Annotated in this window: 23 protein-coding genes and 2 tRNA genes; 17 read left to right on the forward strand and 8 right to left on the reverse strand. The window is 70.0% G+C overall.

The features are described 5' to 3' along the window. Positions 1-41 precede the first annotated feature (41 nt). The 8 genes from ESP70_RS07655 to ESP70_RS07690 all read left to right on the forward strand — a co-directional run bounded on the left by ESP70_RS07655 (position 42) and on the right by ESP70_RS07690 (position 6,752). Positions 42-917: an ABC transporter substrate-binding protein gene (locus ESP70_RS07655; protein WP_149688744.1), complete on the forward strand. Its 876-nt coding sequence runs from the start codon at positions 42-44 to the stop codon at positions 915-917. Then, positions 914-1,753: an amino acid ABC transporter permease gene (locus ESP70_RS07660; RefSeq protein ID WP_149688745.1), complete on the forward strand. Its 840-nt coding sequence runs from the start codon at positions 914-916 to the stop codon at positions 1,751-1,753. The genes ESP70_RS07655 and ESP70_RS07660 overlap by 4 nt, the downstream gene beginning before the upstream one ends. Beyond that, a complete protein-coding gene (locus ESP70_RS07665; protein ID WP_149688746.1) occupies positions 1,750-2,487 on the forward strand; it encodes an amino acid ABC transporter ATP-binding protein in 738 nt (245 codons plus the stop codon). Before ESP70_RS07660 ends, ESP70_RS07665 begins: the two co-directional genes overlap by 4 nt. A 126-nt stretch (positions 2,488-2,613) precedes the next feature. Further along, positions 2,614-3,210, forward strand: coding sequence for an ECF RNA polymerase sigma factor SigK (sigK, locus tag ESP70_RS07670; RefSeq protein WP_246161964.1), 597 nt, complete (start codon positions 2,614-2,616; stop codon positions 3,208-3,210). Next, positions 3,207-3,908, forward strand: a complete 702-nt coding sequence (locus ESP70_RS07675; protein WP_149689707.1) for an anti-sigma factor — start codon at positions 3,207-3,209, stop codon at positions 3,906-3,908. Before sigK ends, ESP70_RS07675 begins: the two co-directional genes overlap by 4 nt. Positions 3,909-3,982: 74 nt before the next feature. After that, positions 3,983-5,245, forward strand: a complete 1,263-nt coding sequence (locus ESP70_RS07680; protein WP_149688748.1) for an NAD(P)/FAD-dependent oxidoreductase — start codon at positions 3,983-3,985, stop codon at positions 5,243-5,245. After that, positions 5,242-5,970: a DUF1365 domain-containing protein gene (locus ESP70_RS07685; RefSeq protein ID WP_149688749.1), complete on the forward strand. Its 729-nt coding sequence runs from the start codon at positions 5,242-5,244 to the stop codon at positions 5,968-5,970. Before ESP70_RS07680 ends, ESP70_RS07685 begins: the two co-directional genes overlap by 4 nt. Continuing rightward, a complete protein-coding gene (locus ESP70_RS07690; protein ID WP_149688750.1) occupies positions 5,967-6,752 on the forward strand; it encodes a DUF1295 domain-containing protein in 786 nt (261 codons plus the stop codon). Before ESP70_RS07685 ends, ESP70_RS07690 begins: the two co-directional genes overlap by 4 nt. Before the next feature lie 66 nt (positions 6,753-6,818). On the opposite strand, the gene ESP70_RS07695 is transcribed toward ESP70_RS07690, so the two are convergent. From ESP70_RS07695 to ESP70_RS07710, 4 genes are all read right to left on the reverse strand, one after another. After that, positions 6,819-7,463 (reverse strand): fasciclin domain-containing protein, encoded by a 645-nt coding sequence (locus ESP70_RS07695; protein ID WP_149688751.1) that lies wholly within the window; start codon positions 7,461-7,463, stop codon positions 6,819-6,821. 32 nt (positions 7,464-7,495) lie between these two features. Then, a complete protein-coding gene (locus tag ESP70_RS07700; protein WP_149688752.1) occupies positions 7,496-9,037 on the reverse strand; it encodes a molybdopterin-dependent oxidoreductase in 1,542 nt (513 codons plus the stop codon). Positions 9,038-9,156: 119 nt separating this feature from the next. Further along, positions 9,157-9,453, reverse strand: a complete 297-nt coding sequence (locus ESP70_RS07705; protein ID WP_149688753.1) for a hypothetical protein — start codon at positions 9,451-9,453, stop codon at positions 9,157-9,159. A gap of 9 nt (positions 9,454-9,462) precedes the next feature. After that, positions 9,463-9,834 (reverse strand): hypothetical protein, encoded by a 372-nt coding sequence (locus ESP70_RS07710; protein WP_149688754.1) that lies wholly within the window; start codon positions 9,832-9,834, stop codon positions 9,463-9,465. 152 nt (positions 9,835-9,986) lie between these two features. Between ESP70_RS07710 and ESP70_RS07715 the strand changes: the two genes are divergently transcribed. Further along, positions 9,987-10,643, forward strand: a complete 657-nt coding sequence (locus ESP70_RS07715) for a response regulator (protein WP_246161965.1) — start codon at positions 9,987-9,989, stop codon at positions 10,641-10,643. Next, positions 10,640-12,397: a sensor histidine kinase gene (locus ESP70_RS07720; protein WP_149688755.1), complete on the forward strand. Its 1,758-nt coding sequence runs from the start codon at positions 10,640-10,642 to the stop codon at positions 12,395-12,397. Before ESP70_RS07715 ends, ESP70_RS07720 begins: the two co-directional genes overlap by 4 nt. 3 nt (positions 12,398-12,400) lie before the next feature. Here the strand turns inward: ESP70_RS07720 and ESP70_RS07725 are convergent, their stop codons facing one another. Both ESP70_RS07725 and ESP70_RS07730 read right to left on the reverse strand, forming a co-directional pair. Next, positions 12,401-12,718 (reverse strand): hypothetical protein, encoded by a 318-nt coding sequence (locus ESP70_RS07725; protein ID WP_149688756.1) that lies wholly within the window; start codon positions 12,716-12,718, stop codon positions 12,401-12,403. Positions 12,719-12,779: 61 nt separating this feature from the next. Continuing rightward, the gene (locus ESP70_RS07730) at positions 12,780-13,325 is read right to left on the reverse strand and encodes a hypothetical protein (RefSeq protein WP_149688757.1); all 546 of its coding nucleotides are present in this window, start codon (positions 13,323-13,325) and stop codon (positions 12,780-12,782) included. Positions 13,326-13,477: 152 nt separating this feature from the next. On the opposite strand from ESP70_RS07730, the gene ESP70_RS07735 reads away from it, so the two are divergent. The 7 genes from ESP70_RS07735 to ESP70_RS07765 all read left to right on the forward strand — a co-directional run bounded on the left by ESP70_RS07735 (position 13,478) and on the right by ESP70_RS07765 (position 18,286). Next, positions 13,478-14,161 (forward strand): response regulator transcription factor, encoded by a 684-nt coding sequence (locus ESP70_RS07735; RefSeq protein WP_246161966.1) that lies wholly within the window; start codon positions 13,478-13,480, stop codon positions 14,159-14,161. Continuing rightward, positions 14,158-15,498: a sensor histidine kinase gene (locus tag ESP70_RS07740; RefSeq protein WP_149688759.1), complete on the forward strand. Its 1,341-nt coding sequence runs from the start codon at positions 14,158-14,160 to the stop codon at positions 15,496-15,498. Before ESP70_RS07735 ends, ESP70_RS07740 begins: the two co-directional genes overlap by 4 nt. Positions 15,499-15,502: 4 nt before the next feature. Continuing rightward, positions 15,503-16,540 carry a quinone-dependent dihydroorotate dehydrogenase gene (locus ESP70_RS07745; RefSeq protein ID WP_149688760.1) on the forward strand — a complete coding sequence of 346 codons (1,038 nt, stop codon included), beginning with the start codon at positions 15,503-15,505 and terminating at the stop codon, positions 16,538-16,540. A gap of 217 nt (positions 16,541-16,757) precedes the next feature. Then, positions 16,758-16,830: transfer RNA gene (locus tag ESP70_RS07750), tRNA-Thr, on the forward strand. A gap of 52 nt (positions 16,831-16,882) precedes the next feature. Next, positions 16,883-16,956: transfer RNA gene (locus ESP70_RS07755), tRNA-Met, on the forward strand. Between the two features lie 56 nt (positions 16,957-17,012). After that, positions 17,013-17,183 carry a 50S ribosomal protein L33 gene (gene rpmG / locus ESP70_RS07760; RefSeq protein ID WP_055964149.1) on the forward strand — a complete coding sequence of 57 codons (171 nt, stop codon included), beginning with the start codon at positions 17,013-17,015 and terminating at the stop codon, positions 17,181-17,183. Next, positions 17,147-18,286: a UDP-N-acetylmuramate dehydrogenase gene (locus ESP70_RS07765; RefSeq protein ID WP_281287307.1), complete on the forward strand. Its 1,140-nt coding sequence runs from the start codon at positions 17,147-17,149 to the stop codon at positions 18,284-18,286. Before rpmG ends, ESP70_RS07765 begins: the two co-directional genes overlap by 37 nt. Before the next feature lie 4 nt (positions 18,287-18,290). On the opposite strand, the gene ESP70_RS07770 is transcribed toward ESP70_RS07765, so the two are convergent. Together ESP70_RS07770 and ESP70_RS07775 are read right to left on the reverse strand one after the other, a co-directional pair. After that, complete coding sequence (locus tag ESP70_RS07770; protein WP_149688762.1) at positions 18,291-18,773, reverse strand: DUF4190 domain-containing protein; 483 nt, start codon at positions 18,771-18,773, stop codon at positions 18,291-18,293. A 39-nt stretch (positions 18,774-18,812) separates the two neighbouring features. After that, positions 18,813-19,112, reverse strand: coding sequence for a DUF4190 domain-containing protein (locus ESP70_RS07775; protein ID WP_149688763.1), 300 nt, complete (start codon positions 19,110-19,112; stop codon positions 18,813-18,815). Positions 19,113-19,117: the final 5 nt, after the last annotated feature.

Genomic DNA, 19,117 nt, shown 5'->3' on the forward strand with positions numbered 1-19,117 from the left:
ATACGTCCAGACCTATTGGGCGCTGGCCCTACGCTTCTCCCATGAAGTTCACCCCCTACGGCGGCCTGACCGCCATCGCCGCTGCGGCGCTCGTCCTGACGTCCGCGTGCGCCCCCGCCGACTCCGAGGGCGACACCGCCCCCAAGAGCGCCTCCGCCCTCGCCGACTGCAAGCCGGCCAACCTGCCGCTCATCAAGGCCGGCACGTTCACGATCGCGACCGACGACCCCGCGTACGACCCGTGGTTCAGCAACAATGACCCCTCCAACGGCAAGGGCTTCGAGTCCGCCGTGGCCTACGCCGTGGCCGACAAGCTCGGCTTCGCCACGTCCGACGTCACGTGGGTCAAGGCCGGGTTCAACCAGGCCATCCAGCCCGGCAAGAAGTCGTTCGACGTCGACATCAACCAGTTCTCGATCTCGAGCTCGCGCGCCAAGGCCGTCGACTTCTCGAGCCCCTATTACTCCGCTGCCCAGGCGATCATCACGCTCAAGAGCTCGAAGTACGCCGGCGCGACGACCCTCGCGGAGCTCAAGGACGCCAAGCTCGGTGCCCAGATCGCGACGACGTCGCTCGACGCCATCACCGACCAGATCAAGCCGGCCACCAAGCCGCTGGTCTACGACGACACGTCCAAGGCGGCCCAGGCGCTGCAGAACAAGCAGGTGGACGCGATCGTCGCGGATCTGCCGACGGCCTACTACCTCACCTCAGCCGAGATCAACGGCGGCACGATCGTCGGGCAGTTCCAGCCGACCAAGGGCAAGCAGGAGCAGTTCGGCCTGCTGCTCTCCAAGGACAGCAAGCTGACGCCGTGCGTCAGCGCCGCGGTCGACGCCCTGGCCAAGGACGGCACGCTCGACAAGCTCAAGAACGAGTGGCTCAACCAGGCGACCGACGTCCCTGAGCTGAAGTGACCCCGAGCGAGCGCCAGCTCGAGCGCGAGCGCTACCGCCGTCGACGCACCCTGACCCGGGGTGCGGTGGCGGCGGTCTCGACGATCGTCGTGATCGGGCTGCTGGTCTACGTCGTCGGCAGCTCGCCGGGCTGGGAGCGGGTCCACAAGACGTACTTCTGGTGGCCGGACGCCAAGGCGGCCTTCCCCGAGGTCGCCCGCTCGTTCTGGCTCAACATCCGGCTGTTCCTGGTCGTCGAGGTGCTGGTCCTGATCGTGGGCGTCCTCGTGGCGATCGTCCGGGTGATCCCGGCGCCGGCGCTCGCACCGGTCAAGCTCCTCGCGGTGGTGTACGCCGATGTCTTCCGCGGGACGCCGACGCTGCTGATCGTGCTGCTGGTCGGCTTCGGCCTGCCGGCCCTCAACCTCACCGGCATGCCGACGAGCCTGTTCTGGCTCGGCGTCATCGCCCTGACGCTGAGCTATGGCGCATACGTCGCCGAGGTCATCCGCGCCGGGATCCTGTCGATCCACCCGACGCAGTGGGCCAGCGGTCGCGCGCTCGGCATGTCGTACGGCCAGACGATGCGCCACGTCGTGCTGCCGCAGGCGCTCCGCCGGGTCGCTCCGCCGCTGCTCAACGACTTCGTGTCGCTGCAGAAGGACACCGCGCTGCTGTCGACGATCGGACTCGTCGAGTCGCTGCGCGCCGCCCAGGTCATCTCGGGCAAGGACTTCATCTTCACGCCGTACGTCGTGGCGGCGGCGTTCTTCATCGCCGCGACGATCCCGCTGGCGCGCTTCACCGACTACCTCACGGTGCGGTCGCTGCGCCGCGAGAACGGACTCGTCACATGAGCAGCAGCGTGCTGAGGGCCGACGCGGTCCACAAGTCGTTCAACGGCACCGAGGTGCTCAAGGGCATCGATCTCGACGTCGCCGAGGGTGAGGTCGTGTGTCTGATCGGCGCCTCGGGCTCCGGCAAGTCGACGTTGCTGCGCTGCCTCAACCTGCTCGAGCAGGTCGACGACGGCGACATCTGGCTCGGCGATGCCGAGATCACCGATCCGCGCATCGACGTCGACGCGATCCGGCGCCGGATCGGCATCGTCTTCCAGGCGTACAACCTCTTCCCGCACAAGACCGTGCTCGACAACATCGTGCTGGCGCCGGTCAAGGCCGGCGGCCGCAGTCGCGCGGAGGCGGCGTCGACGGCGCTCGAGCTGCTCGCCCGGATCGGCCTCGAGGACCGCGCCGGCGCCTATCCCGATGCCCTGTCGGGCGGCCAGCAGCAGCGGGTCGCGCTCGTCCGGGCGATCGCGATGCGGCCCGAGGTGCTCCTGCTCGACGAGATCACGTCGGCGCTCGATCCGATGCTGGTCGGCGAGGTGCTGGACGTCATCCGTGACCTGCGCACCGAGGGGATGACGATCGTCATGGCGACGCACGAGATGGCGTTCGCGCGCGAGGTCGCCGACCGCATCGTCTTCATGGCCGACGGGCGCATCGAGGAGTCCGGTCCGCCGGACCAGCTGTTCACGGCGCCGCAGAGCGCACGTACCGCTGAGTTCCTGGCCCGCCACCGCTCGTGAATCGCGAGAGGACCCCTTCAATGCGATGATGCTGGCCCGAGCCCGCACAAAGGTGCTCGAGCGACCCATCCGGGACTGAGGCAGCTTCGAATGATTGGCAAGAACCCCTTTCGATCGGAGAGCCACGTGACCCGCAGCGCTGCGCACCTGCGCCTTGCCGACGCGTCGTCCGACGAGCCGGCCGCCGACGCAGGCCAGCTCCTCGTCCGCGTGGGACGGGGTGACGAACAGGCGTTCGCCGCGGTCTACGACCTGCTCGGCGCCTCGGTCTACGGTCTGGCCCGCCGGGTCGTACGCGATCCGGCCCGGGCCGAGGAGATCGCCCAAGAGGTGTTCATCCAGGTCTGGCAGTCCGCGGCCCGGTTCGACCCGGCACGGGGGAGTGCGAAGGGCTGGGTCATGACACTCGCCCACCGCAGGGCGGTCGACGCCGTCCGGCACGACCAGGCGGCGACCAACCGCGAGAACAGCTATGACTGGTCGAACGGCCCCGACTACGACGAGGTCGAGGAGACCGTCAGCATGACCCTCGAGCACGAACAGGTGCGCCGCTGCCTCGAGGGGCTCACCGAGCTGCAGCGTGAGGCCGTCAACCTGGCCTACTACAACGGCCACACCTACGCCGAGGTCGCGGAAGTCCTCGACGCCAATCCCGCCACCATCAAGACCCGGATACGCGACGGTCTCGTCCGCCTGCGCGACTGCATCGGAGTTCCGGCATGACCACAGATCTGCACTCCCTCCTCGCACCGTACGTCCTCGACGCCCTCGAACCTGCCGAGCGCGCGCAGTTCGAGGCGCACCTCGTGCAGTGCCCCGACTGCCGGTCCGAGCTCGGCGGCCTGCAGGCGACGGCGACCCGGCTCGGCGAGTCCCAGAGCCAGGAGCCCCCGGCCGCCCTGCGCCAGAGGCTGCTGGCGGCGATCGGCTCGATCCCGCAGGAGCGCCCGCTCGTCACCTCGATCAACCAACGTCGCGGACTGCGCCAGAGGCTGCCGCAGCTCGTCGCAGCGGCGGCGCTCGTGCTGGCTGCCGCGGGTGGTGGAGGCTACCTCGTCGAGCGCGACCATGCGCAGGACCGGGAGCGCCAGCTCGCCGACATCACCTCCGTCCTCGGCGCGGCTGACGCCGCCACCACGGCGCAGGACTTCCCCAACGGCGGGACGGTCCGCCTCGTCACGTCCAAGAAGCGCGATGCCGCCGTGGTCGTCGCCCACAGCCTGCCGGCGCTCGACGGCGGCAAGGTCTATCAGGTCTGGCTCATCAGGAGCTCCAAGGCCGAGTCGCAGGGCACGTTCTCCCGATCCGGCGAGATGGTCATGAAGGACCTGTCCAGCGCCGACGAGCTGGCGGTGACGGTCGAGCCCAGCGGTGGTTCCGACCAGCCCACGACGGCGCCGGTGCTGAACGTACCGGTGTGACTCCCTGACCAATCCATGCGTTCGCCGGCTTCGAACTCTGGGTAGTACCGGTCCTTCGGAGCAGGGAGTTCAGCATGGGCAGACGACAGGTCGCCGTCATCGGGAGTGGAGTGGCGGGCCTGACCGCCGGCTATCTCCTGCAACGCGTCGCCGACGTGACGATGTACGAGGCCGACGGGCGGCTGGGTGGCCATGCGCACACGCATGAGCTGCTCGACCCCGACGGCCGTTCGCTCAACGTCGACAGCGGCTTCATCGTGCACAACCGGCAGACGTACCCGAACCTGACCCGCCTGTTCGACGAGCTCGGCGTCGAGACGCAGGAGTCCGAGATGAGCATGTCGATCCGGTGCGACGGCTGTGGGCTGCAGTACGCCGGCGCGCTCGGCGCGAGTGGGCTGTTCCCGACGATGCGCAACGCGGCGAACCCGCGCTTCCTCTACATGCTGACCGAGGTCAAGCGCTTCCACCGCCGTGCCCGGCGGCACCTCGCCGCCACCGAGGCGGACGACCTGACGCTCGACGAGTTTCTCGCCGAGGGCCGGTTCAGCCGCTACTTCCGCACCCATTTCGTCGTGCCCATGGTGGCCTGCGTGTGGTCGTGCGCCCCAGCAGAGGCCGGCGCCTATCCGGCGCGTTACCTCTTCGAGTTCCTCGCCAACCACGGCATGCTGTCGGTACGCGGCTCGCACCCCTGGCGGACCGTGACCGGAGGATCGGCGAGCTACGTGGACAAGGTCGGCAAGCAGCTCTCGGCGGTCAACCTGCTGTCGCCCGTCAGGTCCGTCGTGCGTACGACCGGCGGTGTCCGGGTCATCGACGCGGACGACCAGGCGGCTGAGTTCGACGCCGTCGTCATCGCGACGCACCCCGACCAGGCGCTCGCGATGCTGGCCGAGCCGACGGCGGCCGAGACCGCTGCCCTGGGCGCGTGGACGTACTCGAAGAACCGCGTCGCGCTGCACACCGACGCCTCAGTCCTGCCGCCGCTCCCACGGGCCCAGGCCGCCTGGAACTACCAGATGCCGACCTGCGAGGCCGCCGGTGGCGAGGTCAACGTCACGTACGACATGACGCGGCTGCAGCGCCTGCCCGGCCGGTCGCGCTACCTCGTCACGCTGAACGGTGATGACTCGGTCGACGCCGGCCAGCAGATCGCGGAGATGCTCTACGAGCACCCGGTCTTCACCCCCGAGTCGGTCGCCACCCGCGCCGACCTGCCGGCCCTCAACGACGGCGTCATCGCGTACGCCGGGGCCTATCACGGCTGGGGATTCCACGAGGACGGCTGCCGCTCGGGCGTCGCCGCGGCCGAGAGCCTGGGTGCTGCTTGGTGAGAGAGGCGCTCGCGAGCTACGACGTCACGATCGGTCACCGCCGGCGTGACGGGTTCGAGTACGCCTTCACGAACCGCGGCCGCACGTGGCTGGTCGACCTCGACGACGTGCCACGGCTGCCCGGACCGCTGCGCAGGCTGTGCTCCTTCAGCTCCGGCGACCACCTCGGTGCCCCCTCGCGGTCGCTGCGCGAGAACGTCGACGCGTGGCTCGCCGAGCGTGGCGTCGACCCGCCGGCCACCGTGCGCATGCTCGCCAGCCCACGCGTGCTCGGCCACGTTTTCAACCCGCTCAGCCTGTTCTACTGCCATGACGCGGACGGCACGCTGACCCACGTCGTGGCCGAGGTCCGCAACACGTACGGCGGACGGCGCTGCTATCTCCTGGAGCCGGCCGACAACGGCCGGGCGACGACCGACAAGACGTTCTACGTGTCGCCGTTCCACGGCGTCGACGGGCACTACGAGCTGGTCGTGCCCGCGCCGGGCGACGAGCTCTCGGTCACGGTGACGCTGCGCCGGCCCGATCGCCCTCCGTTCGTCGCGACGATGCGCGGCACGCGCCGCGCCGACGCCCGCCTCGCGTCCGCACTGCGCAAGCCGTGGGCCAACTGGACGGTCGACGTGATGATCCGCGTCCACGGCATCCGGCTGTTCCTCAAGGGCCTGCGGCCGGCGTCGCGTCCCGACCATCAACCCGACGACCTGACCAGGAGCTCACGATGAACCAGATCGACGGCACCGCCCTCGCCCACACGCTGATCGGCGCCGCCGCCGCGATCGTGGTCACGCTCGGCATCACGTGCGTCGTCGCCAAGCGGATCGGCCGCCACAACGTCATCGACGTCGCGTGGGGCCTGATGTTCTGCGGCGCCGCCGTGGCCGCGTTCGTGGGCTCGTCGGGGCACGGCGACGACCTCCGCCGGTGGCTGCTCCTGGTGCTGACCGTCGCCTGGGGCTTGCGACTCGCGATCCACATCGGTGTGCGCAGCCGCGGTCACGGGGAGGACCCGCGCTACGCCAAGCTGCTCGAGGGCAAGGGCGAGCTGGGGATCATCCTCATCGTGTACGTCCTGCAGGGCGGCATCGCGTTCTTCGTCGCGCTCCCGGTGATGGTCGGGTCCCTGACGCACGGCTCCGTCGGCGTCCTGGCGTACGCCGGTGTGCTGCTGTGGGTCGTCGGCATCGCGTTCGAGGCGATCGGCGACCGCCAGCTCGCGGCCTACAAGGCCGATCCCGATCGCGGCCCGGTCATGGACCGTGGCCTGTGGGGCTGGACCCGTCACCCCAACTACTTCGGTGATGCCTGCGTGTGGGTCGGCCTGTTCCTCGTCGCTGCCGAGCACTGGCCCGGCGTCCTGACGATCCTGTCGCCGGCGCTCATGGTCTACCTGCTCGCGTTCGGCTCGGGCAAGCGTGTTCTCGAGCGCCACATGGCCGAGCGCCCCGGCTATCGCGCGTACATGGACCGCACCTCGGGCTTCTTCCCGCTGCCGCCGCGCCGCTGACGCGCCCCGGACACGACGATGGGCCGCCTCCCGTGAGGGAGACGGCCCATCGTGTGGGTGATGCGCTCAGGCGGGCGGCATCAGGACGTTGTCGATCAGGTAGACCGTCGCGTTGGCGGTCTTGACGCCGCCGCAGATGACGGTGGCCTGGTCGCCGCCGACCTTGATGTCGTTGCCCGAACCGGTGACCTCGAGGTCGGCACCGTTGACGGTCTTGTGGGACCCGTCGATGTCGGCCGGAGCGATCTGTCCGGGGATCACGTGATAGGTCAGGACGCTCGTCAGGGTGTCGGCACCGGCGGGGGTGCTGAGCGTCTTGAGCGTCTTCGCGTCGAGCTTGGCGAACGCGGAGTCGACCGGTGCGAACACCGTGAACTCAGCGCCGTTGAGCGTGTCGACGAGGTTGACGTCGGGGTTCAGCTGACCGGAGACGGCCTTGACCAGCGTCTTGAGCAGCGGGTTGTTGCTCGCCGCGGTCGCGACCGGGTCCTGCGCCATGCCGCTGACCGAGCCGGCACCGTCCGGGACGGCCTTGGCGTAGTCGGCGCAGCCCGCACCGACCAGGTCGGCAGCCGGATCGGCCGCGGCGGAGCTGGTGGTCTCGGCCTTGGGCGATCCTTCGGACTTGTCGTCGCTCGAGCCGCACGCCGCGGTGAACAACGACAACGAGACGGCCGCCGTGACGGCGAAGGTCTTCACAGTTGTACGCATCTTCATCTCTCCTTGTTGGGGTTGGGGTCGTGCTACTCGACGCGGAACTGGACGCTGTGCCAGCCGGTCGTCCCGTTCGGGCGAATGCTCGCCCGATCGGAGGTCTGGGTGTCGCCGTCCTTGGTCGTGGCGCGGACGGTCAGGGTGTGGTTGCCGGGCGTCGCGTCGTCCCACTGCCAGCTCCACTGGCGCCAGGTCTCGACGGTGTCCTCGGTGCCGAGCTTCGCGGCCTGCCACGGGCCCTTGTCGACCCGCACCTCGACCTGCTCGATGCCGACGGTCTGCGCCCAGGCGACGCCGCCGACGCGCACGCGGTCGGCCGGGAAGGTCTGGAACGACTTCGGCACGTCGATGCGCGACGAGAACTTGATCGGCGCCTCGGCGTCGTACTCACGCGTCGTCCAGTACGCCTTGAAGTCCGCGAAGCGCGTCACCTCGAGGTCAGTCAGCCACTTGGTCGCGGAGACGTAGCCGTACAGGCCGGGCACGACGAGGCGGGCCGGGAAGCCGTGCGCCAGTGGGAGCGGCTCGCCGTTCATGCCGATCGCGACCATCGAGCTGCGGTCGTCGGTGAGCGCCTCGAGCGGGGTGCCGGCGGTCCACTTGTCGGCGCTCGTGCTCTTGACCGCGTCGGCGCCCGACTTCACCCCGGCCTGCTCGAGCAGGTCCTTGACCAGCACGCCGGTCCACACGGCGTTGCCGACGTAGGGTCCGCCGACCTCGTTGGAGACGCAGGTCAGCGTGATGCGGTGCTCGGCGAGCGGCATGTCGAGGAGGTCGCGGAAGCTGAGGTTGACCTCGTTGTCGACCATGCCGTGGATGCGGAGGTTCCAGCCCTCGGCCGGTACGTCGGGGATCCGCAGCGCGGTGTCGACGCGGTAGAAGTCGCGGTTCGCCGTCACGTACGGGCTGATGCCCGTGACGTCGACCTGCGTCCCGGCGGGCACCGGCGGAGCGGCGACGGCGGGCTTGGGCAGCCGGATCCCGGCGCGAGACGCGACCGCTGCCGCCGTGCCGTACAGCGAGTTGACGACGCCGCCGACGACGACGAGAGCGCCGACGCCGATCACGGCCTTGAGGAAGTCGCGGCGGCGCAGCAGCCCGGCCGGAGCCGCCTCGCGCGTACGTCGGAGGGTGACCAGCAGGATCGCGAGCGCGGCAAGGCTGACGGCGACGGTCAGCAACGAGGGAACGAGGGTGAGGGCCCGGCTCGCGGTGGCCGTGCGGTCCACGGCTGCGGCGGCCACGGCGATCAGCCCGATGACCGCCACGCCAGCGGTGGCGATCGCCGGTCGGGTGCGGCCGATGATCCCGGCAACGGCGGCGAGCAGTGCGAGCGTCGCCACGACGCCGCCGATGAGCACCGGCTTGTCGTTGGTGCCGAACTGCTCGACCGCGAAGTCCTTGAGCATCGGTGGCGCCAGGTCGATCGCCCGGTTGCCGACCGACTCGATCGGTGACGGCACGCCGTTGAGGAGCGCAGCGACCGCCGTACCGGTGGCCACTCCGGCCGCGGCGGCCAGCACGCCCGCCAGTGCGCCGGCCCACCATGGGCTCTTCGACTCCGTGTTCACACACGTGGTTCGCCGCGAGCGTCCGCCTGGATTGGTCTGATCGGGAAATCCCTCCGACGGGCCGGGAGCTCACGCCGAGAGCCCGGCCCCGAGGGGCCGGGCTCTCGCGGTGCGCGGGTTCAGGCGACGGCCGGCATCCTGCTGCGACGGCGGCTGGCGACGCGGTGTCCCAGGGCGACCAGCCCGAAGCCGACGGCGAAGATCGCGCAACACACCAGTCCGTACCCGACCGGTATCGTGTCCGGGTCCTTCGGGAACGCCGAGTCGTCCCCGCCAACCCACATGCGGGTCAGGTAGAGGCCCTGGAACACGAACGCCCAGAGGTAGGCGATGGCGTACGCCAGGTTGGCGGCGAGGTGTGACCGGAGGAAGAACCCCAACGGGAACGCGAGCAGGATCGTGACGATGGCGATCATGACGACACCTCAATCCATCACGGCGGCCGACCGCCGTGCCGGTGAGAACATCAGCACGAGCGACGTGAGCGTGAGGATGGTGAAGACCGTCACCAGGACCTTGATGAAGGCCTCGACGTCCATGAAGAACGCGGGCAGCGCGGTGAGCATCGAGACGATGCGGGCACCGGCGACGACCCGGATGGCCGCTCCGCTCGCCGAGCGCCACGCGATGACCACGGCGACGATCGTGATCAGGCCGCAGATCGAGCCCAGGATGAGGATGCCCAGCGGTGGGCCGACCTCGCCGTCTGACGGCGCCTCCAGGAAGCTCGGCAGATCGAGGACGCCGAGCAGACCCGCGAGGGCGAGTCCGACTTTGTTCTTGGTCGTGAGGGTCATGATGTGCTCCTTGTGTGGAAGGTGGATCCACGGTCGCCCGGCTCACGTGCCCCCGACAGGTGTGCCGATTCCTCATTGTCCGGAGTTCCTCCCGGTCCGTATAGGTGTACGTTCCCGGGTCTTTTGCCCTGATTTCTCGGCATCATGAGGGGGTGACCCCCGAACGCATCCGCGTCGTGCTCGCCGACGACCATCCCGTCGTACGTGGTGGGCTGCGCGCGCTCCTCGAGTCGATCGACGGCTACGAGGTCGTCGGCGAGGCGGTCGACGGTGAGGGCGCGGTGCGTGAGACCCAGCTCCAGCGACCCGACGTCGTGCTGATGGACATCCGCATGCCGGGCATCGACGGGCTCGAGGCCACCCGCCGCCTCCGTGCGGCCGTCCCCGAGGCGATGGTCCTGGTGCTCACGATGTTCGACGACGACGACACGGTCTTCGCCGCGATGCAGGCCGGCGCCCGGGGCTACCTCCTCAAGGGCGCCCAGCAGGACGAGATCGACCGCGCGATCCGGGCCGTCGTCGCCGGTGAGGCGATCTTCGGGCCGGGCGTCGCGGCGCGGGTCCTCGGCCACTTCAGTGAGCCGCGGGTCGTCGCAGACGTGCCGTTCCCCGAGCTGACCGATCGCGAGCGCGAGGTGCTCGACCTCGTCGCCGCGGGCAAGCGCAACCACGCGATCGCCGACGAGCTGGCCCTGGCGCCCAAGACCGTCGCCAACCACATCTCGTCGATCTTCGCCAAGCTCGCGGTGTCCGACCGGTCGGCCGCGATCGTCCGCGCCCGCGACGAGGGCCTCGGCAGGTCGCGATGAGCGACTGGTTCCTGGGCGCGAGCATCGCGTTGCTCGGAGTCGTGACCGCCGTCAGCGGCCTGGGGCTGGTGCTCGTGCGACGCGCGTCGGTGTCCGGCGCGCTGCTGGTGCTTGTCGGGCTGTCGGGTCTCGCCGCCCTCGTGCTCCACGCGCGTGGAGAGGCGCGCGACGTCGAGTGGGCGCTGGCGATCGGGTCCACGATGCTCGCGTTCCCGCTCGCGGTGGCGGCCTACCCGCGGTGGAGCTGGCGCAACCCGGTCGACTTCACGGCCGTGACGACATTCGCCGCCGGCGGAATCATTGCCGCCGCTGCACCTCGTGAGTCGCACACGGCCGACGCGATGGCGGTCGTGATCGGACTGGGTGTCATCGTGCACGTCTGGTGGCGTGTGGAGACGGCAGACGGCGAAGTGCGCGTCCCCTTGCAGTGGTTCGCGGTGACCGCCGGGACGGTCGGCCTCGTCGGCGGGTTGCTGCTGTTCTCGGCTGAGGGGGCGTCCTCCAACACGCCGGTGTCCGTCGTGGCCCTGATGTGCGCCGCGATCGCGCCGGCCATGGTGATCGGGATGATCCGTCCCGACGTGGTCGACGTCCGCGGCCTCATCGTCTGGGGCGTGGTCGCCTGCGTGACCGCCATCGCGTACGTCTCGGTGTTCGCCGGCGTCGTGTCGCTGCTCGCCTGGTCGGACGCACCCGATGCTTCAGCGGGGGCGCTGGGGGTGATCGGCGCGGTCATCGCGTTCGGCTTCCACCCCGTCATGGTCATGCTGCGCGGCGTCGTCGACCAGATGCTCTTCGGCGACCGGCCCGACCCGTTGCAGGCGGCCACCCGTGTGGTCGATCGCATCGGCGACGACCCCGTGCTCGCCTTGCGGGCCATCCGTGAGGCGCTGGTCCTGCCGTACGCGTGCCTGCGCGCCGAGGGCAAGACCCTCGCGACGTCCGGCACCGAGGTCACCCACACGCGCACGCTGCCGCTCCAGCTCGGCGACGACGCGGTCGGCGAGGTCGTGGTCGGGCTGCGCGCCGGCGAGCTCGTGCTGGCGGCCGACGACGAGCACGTCCTGCGGATCGTGGCACCGCTGCTGGCCCAGACCCTGCGCGCGACGGCTCTCGCCCGCGACCTGCAGGAGTCCCGTGGCGCTGCCATCGCTGCCATCGAGGACGAGCGTCGCAGGCTCCGGCGCGACCTCCACGACGGTCTGGGGCCGACCTTGTCCGGAGTGGCGTTCTCCGCCGATGCCGCCCGCAACCACCTCACGAGCGACGTCGCCGCAGCCGACGCCTTGCTGGCCCGGCTGCGCGATGACACGACCCAGGCGATCGGCGAGGTTCGCCGCCTGGTCGAAGGGTTGCGCCCGGCGACCCTCGACGAGCTCGGGCTCGTGGGAGCCGTCAGGCAGCACGCGGCGAACCTGCATGCCGCCGAAGGCAAGGTCCTGCAGGTCAGGATCGACACCCCGGAGGCGCTGCCCGACCTCTCCGCGGCGGCTGAGGTGGCGGCCTACCGGATCGTCGTCGAGTCGCTCACGAACGTCGCTCGGCACGCGTCGGCGACCACGGTCGAGGTCAGCATCTCCGCCGATGACGGCGTGCTGCACCTGTCGGTGCACGATGACGGCGCCTGCACGCAGACGTGGAAGCCGGGGGTCGGGCTGTCGTCGATGCGCGAGCGAGCCGAGCAGGTCGGCGGGAGCGTGGTTGCCTCGGCGCACCGCGACGGCGGTCGTGTCGACGCCGTCATCCCGATCTGACGTTCAGCGCTGGTGCAACGCCTCGAGCTGCTGCTCGGTGTCTGCGAGCCGCTTCTCGAGCTCGGCGATCCGGTCGTAGAGATCGACGAGCGTCACGCCGTTCGCGACGACGCCGGGGCGCTGCGAGTTCCGGCGGACGAACGCCTCCCGGCTCTCGCCAGCCGCCTGCTGGAAGCCGGTCGGGGCTGCGCCGCCCCCGCCGGTCTGCATCGCCCCGACGTGCTGTGACTTCTTCTGGAGCTTCATCACGAGGATCGCGCCGAGCACGAACACGACGACCGCGGCGGCAGGGATCAGCAGATAGATCAGCTCGTTCGACATGCGACATCCCCCTTCGGATGTGGAGCAGCCTATGGGAACCGCATCGGCCGCGACGCCCCGGTCAATCCCTCCAATGCCCCTTCAGCTTCTCCGCCGCCTCCTTGACCTTGTCGCCGTATCCGTCGTCCAGTGCCTTCTGCCGGATCTCGTTGCGGTACGCCTTGCGCTCGTCGCCCGGCTGCATCGCCCGCAGCTTGGTCAGGTCGGCCTGGAGCTCGTCGGGCAGGAGCGCGAACACCGCCGCCCTCCGATCGGCCCGACGGTCGGCGCGCTTCTCGATCCGGTCGCCGTACTTGCCGGCCTTGGCGTCCGCCGCGACCTTCTTGAGCGCGTCGACCCGCTCCTGGCCCTTGAGCATGCGAGCCGCCTTCATGGCGGCGTGGAACGCGGTGCGGTCGGCCTTGGCGTCGGCCTTGGCGTCTGACGTCGCCGGATCCTGGCTGAGCTCGGTGTCGAGCGTCGACGCGGTCTGCGCGATCGTCGCCGAGGCGGGCTGCGAGGACGCGGTGAGCCAGAGCGCCGAGACGAGTGCCGCGGCGATGGCCAGCACGAGTCCGGTGATCCACAGCCGGCGGCCGACGATGGTCTTCAAGGTGGAAGCGGTCATCAGTCCATTCCTTCACGGTCATGGTCGGGCACTTCCCGACCATCCTCACGTTCGCGGCTCCAGGCAAGGGGATCGTCAAGCCAATGTTCGAGCGGCGTAAGGATCGTCGGCAGAACCACCTGGGGGAGCCGCCCGTCCTGTTTCATGGAGGCGTGAGCACCGCGGGCAAGGGCTTGATCCTCGTCGTCGAGGACGACCACTCGATCGCCGACGTCCTGCGCCTCTACCTCTCGCGTGCCGGATATGGCGTGCACGTCGAGCACGACGGCTCGGGCGCGCTCACCCAGGTGGCGACGTTGCGACCTGCACTCGTGCTGCTGGACGTCGGCCTGCCCGAGGTCGACGGCGTCGAGGTGTGCCGCCGGATGCGCGCCCGGGACGACTGGACGCCGGTGATCTTCGTGACGGCACGCGACGACGAGGTCGACCGCGTGCTGGGTCTCGAGCTCGGTGCCGACGACTACGTCACCAAGCCGTTCTCCCCCCGCGAGCTCGTCTCGCGGGTCGCAGCCGTGCTGCGCCGCAGCTCCGGGAGTGTCGACACCGCCTCGATCGACATCGGCGGCGTACGTCTGGAGCCCGGAACGCGAGTCGTGACCGTCGATGGACGTGGCGTCGACCTCACCGCGACCGAGTTCGACCTGCTCGCGGCCTTGATGCGTCGCCCCGGAATCGTGTTCACCCGCGAGCAGCTGTTGTCGACGGTGTGGGGCGCTGCAGCGTACGGGCAGAGCCGGACGGTGGACGTCCACGTCGCCCAGCTGCGGGCCAAGCTCGGCGTCGATTCGCCGATCCGTACGCATCGCGGCGTCGGCTACTCGGCGGTGCGGCAGTGAGGACCGCGCCGCTGTCGCGCCGCATCCTGCTGGTGACGTTGGCCGGCGGTGTCGTGGTCGCGCTGGTCGCGCTGGTGCTCACCGTCCCGGTCGTCACGGGCGTGGCCAGGGACCAGGCACGCGAGGAGCTCGTACGCTCGGTCGACAGCCTCGCAGCGAAACCCGCTGCGGCGGCACGTCTCATCGCCCAGGAGCAGAAGGTGCTGGGCCGCGACGACCGCCGCTACGCGATCGTGCGACGGGGCGGCAACGTGACGGGTGCGGCGGGCGACCTGTTGACCGACGAACAGGTTGCCGAGCTGCTGTCGACGGGCACGCTCTCGGCGACGTCGACCGTCGACGGCGAGACGATCCTGATCGAAGGACGCGAGACCAGACGCGGATTCTCGGCCGTGGCCGTGCAGCCGGTGACCGGTGTCGACGAGGCAACCTCCGCCCTGCGTCGCCGGTTGCTGCTGGCGCTGCTGCTCGGCATCGCGGCGGCCGGCACCCTGGGCCTCGTCCTGTCTCGTACGCTCACCCGCTCGGTCGCCGCCGCAGCGGGAGCGGCCCGCCGCCTGGCCGCAGGGGAGCGAGGCGTGCCGATCGGCACGTCGTCCGTGCGCGAGTTCGACGACATGGGCAACGCCGTTGCCACGCTCGACGAGGCGCTGGCCACGAGCGAGGGCCGTCAGCGTGAGTTCCTGCTGTCGATCTCCCACGAGATCCGCACGCCGCTGACCGCGTTGAGGGGCTACGCCGAAGCGCTGGCGGACGGCGCCGTCGCACCTGCTGACGTACCGGCCACGGGCGAGACCCTGGTGGCGGAGACGGCGAGGCTCGACAGGTTCGTCAGCGACCTGCTCGCTCTCGCGCGACTTGAGGCCGACGACTTCACGATCGAGGCCCAGGACGTGTCGGTCGCCGGCCTGTTGGACGATCTCCAGCAGGCCTGGCAGGTGACGTGCGAACGGGAGGGCGTGACGCTGCTGGCGGTGACCGGACCCGCGACGGTGCGCGCCGATCCGATGCGGCTCCGCCAGCTCCTGGACGGGTTGGTCGAGAACGCCGTCCGGGCGACCCCGGCCGGTGGTGTCGTCGAGGTGCGCACCGTCAGCACCGTGACCGAACTGACGATCGTGGTCACCGACACTGGGCCGGGAATCGATCCCGCCGACCTGAGCGACGTGTTCGAGCGCGGGGTCCTCCACGCGCGCTATCGCGACGTCCGAGCCGTCGGGACCGGCTTGGGCCTGTCGATCGCCCATCGTCTGGCGACGCGTATGGGCATGCGCATCGAGTCGCGCAACGGCGTCGACCGGGGCTCGGAGTTCGCCGTGGTCGTGCCGATACGCTGACCGCGTGGTCTATCGCGCCTTCTTCGACGCCGTCTTCCGCTCGATGGATCCCGAGAAGGCGCACGAACGAGCCTTCGCCGCGATCCGTGCGGGCCGGTTCGCCACGCGCCGGGTCTTCCCGCAGACGTACGCCCCGCGCACCGTGATGGGCATCGAGTTCCCCAACGCATTCGGCCTCGCGGCCGGCTTCGACAAGAACGCCAAGGCGGTCCCCGGGCTGCTCGGCCTGGGTTTCGGCCACGTCGAGATCGGCACCGTGACCGCCCGCGCCCAGCCCGGCAATCCCCGGCCGCGCCTGTTCCGCCTCGTCGACGACCGGGCGATCATCAACCGGATGGGCTTCAACAACGACGGTGCCGCAGAGGTGGCCTCGCGTCTGCACCGGATCCGCGCCACCAAGGCCGGCCGCTCCGCCGTCATCGGCGTCAACATCGGCAAGACCAAGGTCGTGGAGCCCGAGCACGCCGTCGAGGACTACGTCGAGAGTGCCCGGCTGCTGGCTCCCCACGCGAGCTACCTGGTCGTCAACGTCTCCTCGCCCAACACGCCGGGCCTGCGCGACCTGCAGGCCGTCGACGAGCTGAGGCCGCTGCTCAGCGCCGTCAAGGACGTCGCCGATCGCGCGCCCGCCGGGCCCGTCCCACTGCTCGTCAAGATCGCCCCGGACCTGGCCGATGACGACGTCGACGCGGTCGCCGACCTGGCGGTCGAGCTGGGGCTCGCCGGCATCAGTGCGACCAACACCACGATCGCCCGGCCCGACTCGCTTGCAACCTCCCGCGACGTCGTCGAGGCCGCGGGGGCCGGTGGCCTGTCGGGGCCGGTGCTCGCCGAGCGCGCCACCGAGGTCCTCGTACGCCTGCGGGCTCGCGTGGGCGACCGGCTGACGATCATCTCGGTCGGCGGGGTCACGACTCCCGACGACGTACGTGCCCGGCTGGCTGCGGGGGCCGACCTCGTGCAGGGCTACACGGCGTTCATCTACGAGGGTCCGGGCTGGCCCTCACGCCTCGCCGCGGCGAGCACCTCGGCGTCGGCCTGATCTTCGCGCCGCTGTTCCACTGGCTCCCGACGAGGGCTGGTTCGAGTCGACGCAGCCCCTCGTCCGGGTGTGCATCGGCTGCTACGCCGTGGCATTCCTGGCCGTGTTCGCACTGCCGATGCGGGCCCGCGAGGACGCCTGACGAGCCCGATCGGTCCCGGGGCATCCCCCGATTTCGTCCCGGGGCCGATCACCCTGTATCTTTGGCTGTCGGCTTGCCCCTTTAGCTCAGTCGGCAGAGCGTTTCCATGGTAAGGAAAAGGTCTACGGTTCGATTCCGTAAAGGGGCTCTGGACTCGGATCACTTCTGAGTCCTTCGGACATGAGGCAACTCATGCCCGTGGCGGGGTAGCTCAGGTGGTTAGAGCACACGGCTCATAATCGTGGTGTCGCGGGTTCGAGTCCCGCCCCCGCTACCGCAGAACTGCACACGTACGACCTTCAGCATCACCGATCAAGAAGAGGCACCCTCGTGGCCAGCAAGAGCTCAGACGTTCGTCCCAAGATCACCTTGGCCTGCACCGAGTGCAAGGAACGCAACTACATCACCAAGAAGAACCGTCGCAACGACCCCGATCGTCTCGACCTCAAGAAGTTCTGCCCGCGTTGCAAGACCCACCAGGTCCACCGCGAGACCCGCTGACCCCAGTTCCTTCGAACGACGGCTCCCCCTGCTCCGGCAGGCGGGAGCCTTCGTCGTTCGCGGACGCTGCTAGCGTCGCCGCCATGGACCTCGCCGAGCTGACGACGCTGCGCCTCGGTGGCCCCGCCCGAGCCGTGATCGACGCGACCTCCGAGCAGCAGCTGCTCGACGCCGTGCGCGTCGCCGACGAGGCCGGCGACCCGGTCCTGGTCGTGGCCGGCGGCAGCAACCTCGTGGTCGCCGACGAGGGCGTGCCGGGCACCGTGATCCGGGTCCTGACCAAGGGCGTCGAGGTCGACTCCGATGCCTGCAGCGGCGCGATGGTCACGATCGCCGCGGGAGAGCCGTGGGACGGCATCGTCGCACTGGCGGTCGACGAAGGCTGGGTCGGCATCGAGGCGCTGTCGGGCATCCCCGGCTCCACCGGCGCGACGCCGATCCAGAACGTCGGCGCCTACGGCCAGGAGGTCGGTCAGACGATCGCGACGGTCCGGGCGTACGACCGCTTCGAGCGCAAGATCCGCACGATCCACGCGGTCGACTGCGGCTTCGGCTATCGCACGAGCCGCTTCAAGGCCGAGCCCCAGCGCTGGCTCGTGCTGTCGGTGGCCTACCAGTTCCGCCTCGGTGAGCTGAGCGCCCCGATCGCGTACGCCGAGCTGGCCCGCACCCTGGGCGTCGAGATCGGCCGGCGCGCACCGTCGGCCGAGGTACGTGAGGCCGTGCTGGCGTTGCGCCGGGGCAAGGGCATGGTGCTGGATGCCGACGACCACGACACCTGGAGTGCGGGCTCGTTCTTCACCAACCCGCTGCTGACGCCCGACCAGGCGGACGCCCTGCCGGCCGAGGCGCCGCGCTTCCCCCAGCCGGACGGCTCGGTCAAGACCAGCGCCGCTTGGCTGATCGATCACGCGGGGTTCGCCAAGGGTGACACCCGAGGGCATGTGGGCCTGTCGACCAAGCACGTGCTGGCGCTGACCAACCGCGGGGGCGCCACGACGGCCGAGCTCCTGGGCCTGGCCCGCGAGGTGCGCGACGGCGTGCGTCAGGCATATGGCATCACGCTGGTCAACGAGCCCGTGCTCGTCGGCTGCGAGCTCTGACCCGTCAGCGCAGCCAGCCGAGGACGAAGTCGGAGTAGTAGGAGTCGTCGTACGGATCGTCGTCCCAGAACCCGTCGATCGTCACGGCCGCGACGATGAACGCGGTGAGTGCCAGCAAGGCCAGGATCAGCAGGACCGTCCCGACGATGCCCATGATCTTGCCGGCGTTGGCCTCGCTCCGGCCCGAGTAGGCCTGGGGGTTCGCGTCGATCTCCTTGACCGCCCTGGCGCCGAGGATCCAGGCGACCGGCGCGACGAGGAACGTCACGTAGCAGGCGAACCCGGTCAGCCCGATGATGCCAAGCACCATCGCCGTCGTGGCCCGCGGGTGCTGGGGCGGTTTCGGGGCGTACTGGGGATACGGATATCCGTAACCCGGCGGCGGGGGAGGATAGGCGTTGCCCCAGTTGGGTGGCGGCTGCTGGTAGCCCGGCGGCGGGGGTTGGTGTGTCGGATCTGACGGGTTCCCCGGCTGCTCGTCGCTCATGGGAACACCCTTCCACACCGGGTCGGCCCGGGAGCCGTTTCAGCTGGAGGAGGAGTCGACCGCGACGCCGAGGCTGAACAGGCCGATGAGCGCGACGATTCCGAGGATCAGGATGCACGAACCGACGATCCCCAGGATCTTGCCGGCGTTGGCCTCGCCCCGGCCCGAGTACGCCTGCGGGTTCGCGTCGATCTCCTTGACCGCCTTGCCACCGATGCTCCACGCGAACGGCGCGATGAACCCGCACACGGCGATGCCGAGAATGCCGAGGACCATGGCGGTCGTGGCCTGCGGGTGCTTGGGCGGGACGTAGTACGGCGGCGGATATCCGGAGCTCATGCGAG

This window comes from Aeromicrobium ginsengisoli (assembly GCF_004134905.2).
Taxonomy (GTDB): domain Bacteria; phylum Actinomycetota; class Actinomycetes; order Propionibacteriales; family Nocardioidaceae; genus Aeromicrobium; species Aeromicrobium ginsengisoli.